At 72.2% G+C, this 4,680-nt stretch carries 8 protein-coding genes; 5 read left to right on the top strand and 3 right to left on the bottom strand.

Translation table 11 applies throughout. The features are described 5' to 3' along the window. Together ACOJTC_RS26970 and ACOJTC_RS26965 are read right to left on the bottom strand one after the other, a co-directional pair. Positions 1-100, bottom strand: a 100-nt coding sequence (locus ACOJTC_RS26970; protein ID WP_420118988.1) for an MscL family protein, incomplete at its 3' end; no start/stop codon positions are given. A 39-nt stretch (positions 101-139) separates the two neighbouring features. Beyond that, positions 140-823: a FadR/GntR family transcriptional regulator gene (locus ACOJTC_RS26965; RefSeq protein ID WP_420118986.1), complete on the bottom strand. Its 684-nt coding sequence runs from the start codon at positions 821-823 to the stop codon at positions 140-142. 157 nt (positions 824-980) lie between these two features. On the opposite strand from ACOJTC_RS26965, the gene ACOJTC_RS26960 reads away from it, so the two are divergent. After that, positions 981-2,135 (top strand): MFS transporter, encoded by a 1,155-nt coding sequence (locus tag ACOJTC_RS26960; protein WP_420118987.1) that lies wholly within the window; start codon positions 981-983, stop codon positions 2,133-2,135. A 9-nt stretch (positions 2,136-2,144) separates the two neighbouring features. Here the strand turns inward: ACOJTC_RS26960 and ACOJTC_RS26955 are convergent, their stop codons facing one another. Beyond that, positions 2,145-2,501, bottom strand: a complete 357-nt coding sequence (locus ACOJTC_RS26955) for an STAS domain-containing protein (protein WP_088642031.1) — start codon at positions 2,499-2,501, stop codon at positions 2,145-2,147. A 158-nt stretch (positions 2,502-2,659) separates the two neighbouring features. Here ACOJTC_RS26955 and ACOJTC_RS26950 point away from each other — a divergent pair, with 158 nt between their 5' ends. From ACOJTC_RS26950 to ACOJTC_RS26935, 4 genes are all read left to right on the top strand, one after another. After that, the gene (locus tag ACOJTC_RS26950; RefSeq protein WP_420118985.1) at positions 2,660-3,520 is read left to right on the top strand and encodes an STAS domain-containing protein; all 861 of its coding nucleotides are present in this window, start codon (positions 2,660-2,662) and stop codon (positions 3,518-3,520) included. Further along, positions 3,520-3,939, top strand: a complete 420-nt coding sequence (locus ACOJTC_RS26945; protein WP_363650032.1) for an STAS domain-containing protein — start codon at positions 3,520-3,522, stop codon at positions 3,937-3,939. Before ACOJTC_RS26950 ends, ACOJTC_RS26945 begins: the two co-directional genes overlap by 1 nt. Next, complete coding sequence (locus tag ACOJTC_RS26940; protein ID WP_420118984.1) at positions 3,936-4,352, top strand: anti-sigma regulatory factor; 417 nt, start codon at positions 3,936-3,938, stop codon at positions 4,350-4,352. Before ACOJTC_RS26945 ends, ACOJTC_RS26940 begins: the two co-directional genes overlap by 4 nt. Beyond that, positions 4,349-4,680: ATP-binding protein (locus ACOJTC_RS26935; RefSeq protein ID WP_420118983.1), on the top strand; the 332-nt coding region annotated here is incomplete at its 3' end. The genes ACOJTC_RS26940 and ACOJTC_RS26935, both read left to right, overlap by 4 nt.

Genomic DNA, 4,680 nt, shown 5'->3' with positions numbered 1-4,680 from the left:
GCTGGGTGACCACGCCCGTGAACGCGGCGCCGATGACGACACCGACCGCCAGGTCGACGACGTTGCCGCGCATGATGAAGTCTTTGAAGCCCTTGAGCATCCGTACTCCTGTGCCGTCCGATTCTCCGTCGGGGACAACCTATGCCCCGGACGGGGGCTCCAGAAAAGCACCGGCCTCGATCGCCGCCCGTCCGGGATCGCCGTCCCGGATCGCGGCCACCAGCCGGCTGTGGTCGACGTACCGCTGCGGTTGCAGGGAGTCACCCGTCACGTATGCGACGGTGCTGCGCAGGGCTGCGCCGACCGAGGCGTACAGCTCGGCCAGCATGCCGTTGTGCGCGGCGGCGACCACCGCCGTGTGCAGCGTGACGTCGGCCTCCACGAACTCGGCGACCCCGCCCGACCGCCAGGCGGCCTCCCGGGCGGCCAGCGCGCCGTCGAGCGCCACCAGGTCCTCCGGGGTACGCCGCAGCGCGGCCAGCCGGGCCGCCTCGACCTCGAACGCCCGGCGGACCTCGACCACCTCGGCCATCCGGTCGTCGGTGAGCCGGCGGGCCACCACCGGGGCCAGCTCGTCGGTCGACACCACGTACGTCCCGGAGCCCTGCCGGCACTCCAGCACCCCGGCGTGCACCAGCGCCCGGACGGCCTCCCGGACGGTGTTGCGCCCCACCCCGAGCGCCGTCACCAGCTGCGGCTCGGTGGGGATGCGCCCGCCCACCGGCCACTCGCCGCCGAGGATCCGCCCCCGGAGCTGCTCGATGGTCTGCTGCACCCGCTGACCGCGTGGGGGCACGGGTGGGGAATCGACCGACGGTGTCACCGGTTACACCAGCTGCCGAAATTCATCCCATGATTGTAGGTTCGAGGTCATGACCCCGCCAACCGCTCCCGCCGTCGAGGCACCCGAACCGCTCGCCCACCGGCCGGCCCACCGCACCCCGTCGCCGGCCACCGGCGGCGCGCTGGTGCTGGCGGGGATGCTGCTGGTCGCGCTCAACCTGCGGGCCGCGGTGACCAGCCTCGGCGCGCTGCTCGACGAGGTACGCACCGGACTCGGGCTCTCCGGCGCGATGGCCGGGTTCGTCACCACCCTGCCCACCATCGCGTTCGCCGGTCTCGGCGCGCTCACCCCGTGGCTGATCCGGCGCTGGCCGGCGGCCCGGGTGCTGGTGGTGGCGATGCTCGCGCTCACCGTCGGTCAACTGCTGCGGGTGCTCACCGACTCGGCGACGGTCTTCGTGCTCACCAGCGCGCTCGCCCTGGCCGGCATCGCAGTGGCGAACATCCTGCTGCCGATGCTGGTCAAGCAGCACTTCCCGCACCGCACCGGGCTGGTCACCGGGGCGTACACGATGGCGCTGACCACCGGCACGACGGTGGCCGCCGCCTCCGCCGTGCCGGTGGCGCACGCCTTCGGCTCCTGGCGGGCCGGGCTCGGCGTGTGGGCGGCGTTGGCGGCGGTGGCCGTACTCCCGTGGGTGCCGCTGGCGCTGCGGGCCCGCGCCGCCCGGCGGGCCGCCACCCCGACGGCGGTCCCGGCCGCCCGTACCCGGGTCCGGCCGGCCCGCACCCGGCTCGGCTGGGCGATGGCCGTCTACTTCGGCGCGCAGTCACTCAGCGGGTACGCGGTGATGGGCTGGCTGGCCCAGCTCTTCCGGGACGCCGGCTTCCGGCCGGAGAGCGCCGGCCTGCTGCTCGCCGGGGTCACCGCGCTCGGGGTGCCGGTGGCCCTGCTGATGCCGACGCTGGCCGGCCGGCTCCGGACGCTGCGCCCGTTGGTGTTCGGGCTGACCGCCTTCTCCGCGGCGGCCTACCTGGGGCTGGCGTTCGCGCCACGGAGCGGGGCGCTGCTCTGGGTGCTGCTGCTCGCCTTCGGTCAGGGCGCGTTCCCGCTGATCCTGACCACCATCGGCCTGCGGGCCCGTACGGCCGACGGCACGGTGGCGCTGTCCGCCTTCGCGCAGAGCACCGGTTACGTGATCGCCGCGCTCGGCCCGCTGCTCGTCGGGGTGCTCTACGAGGCGACCGGCGGCTGGACCGCGCCGATGGGCTTCCTGCTCGCCGCGCTGGCGGTGCAGACGACTGCGGGCATGGTGATCGCTCGTCCCCGGTTCATCGAGGACGAGCGCTGAGGGAACCGGTCAGGACGACGCGGGGGTGGGGTCACCCGCGACGGCCTGCTCGACCGTCGGATAGGTGTGCAGCACCTCCACCAGGCCGCTGACCTCAAGGATGCGCAGCACCCCGCGCTGCGGGGCGGCCAGCCGGACCACACCGCCGGCCTCGTCGCAGCTGTTCTTGGCCCGGACGAAGACCGACAACCCGGTCGAGTCGCAGAACGACACCTCGGCCAGGTCGAACACCAGCCGGCTGCGACCCTTGTCGAGCAGGTCGGTGATCTGGTCCTGCAGCTGCGGTGCGGTCGCCATGTCGAGTTCGCCCGCGACCGACACGACGACCACGTCGCCGCGCTGTTCCGTGTGCACCGTCAGGGACATTCAGACCTCCTGTTATCGGTGGAACGGTATCCCACGAACGGGGGGACCCGCAGAACGGGAGCGGTTCCGGTGGGAGCGATCATTCCTTTGCCGCGCGGCAACTACCGGGTCTGCCTCCGGTGATAGAGTCCGGCCGGCCCAGCTCACAGGAGGTAACCATGGCGTTGACCGCAGACGGGGGCGACCGGCTCGTCGGGCTGTTGGGTGAGCATGCCGAGCGGGTCGTGCAGCGGTGGACCGAACTCGTCGCCGCCTCGCTGCGCGGTCGGCTGAGCCAGGCCGAGCTGCGCCTGCAGGTGCAGGAACTGCACGCTAGCATGATCAACGCTGGCGGCGCGGGCCTGGCCGACCTCCAGAAGCCCGAGGCGGGCGAGCTGCGCGCGGTGCTCGCCGACCTGTCCCGCAGCCGGGCCCGGCAGAGCTTCACCGCCACCGAGACCGCGATCAGCATCTACGCACTCAAGGACGTCCTGGTCGACCTGGCCGAGACCGACGGCGTCGAACTGTCGCTGCGGGACGTCCTGGACCTCACCGGCCTGGTCGACCGGATGGGGCTGCTCACCTTCGAGACCTACGTGCAGACCCGCGAGGGGCTGATCGCCGACCAGGCCGAGCAGCTGCTCGAACTCTCCACCCCGGTGGTGAAGATCTGGGACGGCGTGGTCGCCGTGCCGCTGGTCGGCACCCTCGACTCGGCGCGTGCCCAGGTGGTGATGGAGCGGCTGCTCCAGACCCTGGTCGACACCGGCTCGCCGTACGCGATCATCGACATCACCGGTGTACCGGCGGTCGACACCCAGGTCGCCCAGCACATCCTCAAGACGGTGGTGGCCGCCCGGCTGATGGGGGCCGACTGCATCATCTCCGGCATCCGCCCGCAGATCGCGCAGACCATCGTCGCCCTCGGCATCGAGTTCGGCGACATCGCCACCAAGGCGAGCCTGGCCGACGCCCTGCGGCACGTGCTGCGCCTGAACGGGGTCGAGACGTCCCGCCGGCACCCGCGCCGGGAGGCGTGATGGAACGGGTGCCGATCCTGAAGATCGGCGACATCCTGCTGGTCTCCATCCAGATCGACATGTCCGACCAGACGGCGGTCACCCTCCAGGAGGACCTGGCCGAGCGGATCGTGGCGACCGGCTGCCACGGCGTCATCATCGACATCACCGCCCTGGACATCGTCGACTCGTTCGTCGGCCGGATGCTCTCCACCATCGCCTCGATCTCCAAGGTGCTCGACGCCGAGACGGTGGTCGTCGGGATGCGTCCCGCGGTCGCCATCACCCTCGTCGAGCTGGGCCTGTCGCTCAACGGCATCCGGACCGCACTGAACGTCGAACGGGGTATGGAGCTGATCGCGGCGACCCGTGACGACGACCCCGGGTACGCCGACGACCCCGAGGACGTCGAGTCCGGGACGGCGGCGACATCGCCATGACCGCGGGAGTCGACCTGGGCCCGAAGACCCAGGCGATCGGCAGCGACGAGGATGTCGTCCGGGTCCGCCAGCTGGTGCGCACCATGGCGGTGGCGACCAAGCTGTCCCTCGTCGACCAGACGAAACTGGTCACCGCCGCGAGTGAGCTGGCCCGCAACACGCTCATCTACGGTGGCGGCGGCACCGCCGAGGTGAGCGTCGTCGAGGACGGCCGGCGACGCGGGGTGCGGATCGTCTTCGTCGACTCCGGGCCGGGCATCGTCGACCTGGACCTCGCCCTCACCGACGGTTACACCACCGGTGGCGGCCTCGGCCTCGGTCTGAGCGGCTCCCGCCGGCTGGTCGACGACTTCGACATCCAGACCGCCCCCGGCGAGGGCACCCGGATCACCATCACCAAGTGGTCCCGATGAACTACGACGTGGTGCCGGACGCGGGTCACTGGTACCGGGTGGAGAGCGGCAGCGCCGCCAGCACCGTGCGTCGCGCGGCGGAACGCCTCGGCGGTCAGCTCGGCCTCGGCGAGAACCGGGTCGCCGAACTGGCCATCGTCGCCGCCGAGCTCACCAGCAACCTGGTCAAGCACGCCCAGGAGGGCGTCCTGCTGCTGCGGCCGGTGCGCACCGCCGACGCCGCCGGGGTGGAACTGGTCGCCGTCGACTCCGGCCCCGGCATGGCCGACCTGACCGTGTCCTCCCGCGACGGCCACTCCACCACCGGCACGCTGGGCATCGGGCTGGG

Source organism: Micromonospora sp. (assembly GCF_048594385.1).
In the GTDB taxonomy this organism is placed as follows: domain Bacteria; phylum Actinomycetota; class Actinomycetes; order Mycobacteriales; family Micromonosporaceae; genus Micromonospora; species Micromonospora wenchangensis.
The sequence above is the reverse complement of the archived record's forward strand: the minus strand, read 5'-3'. Positions and strand labels throughout refer to the sequence as shown.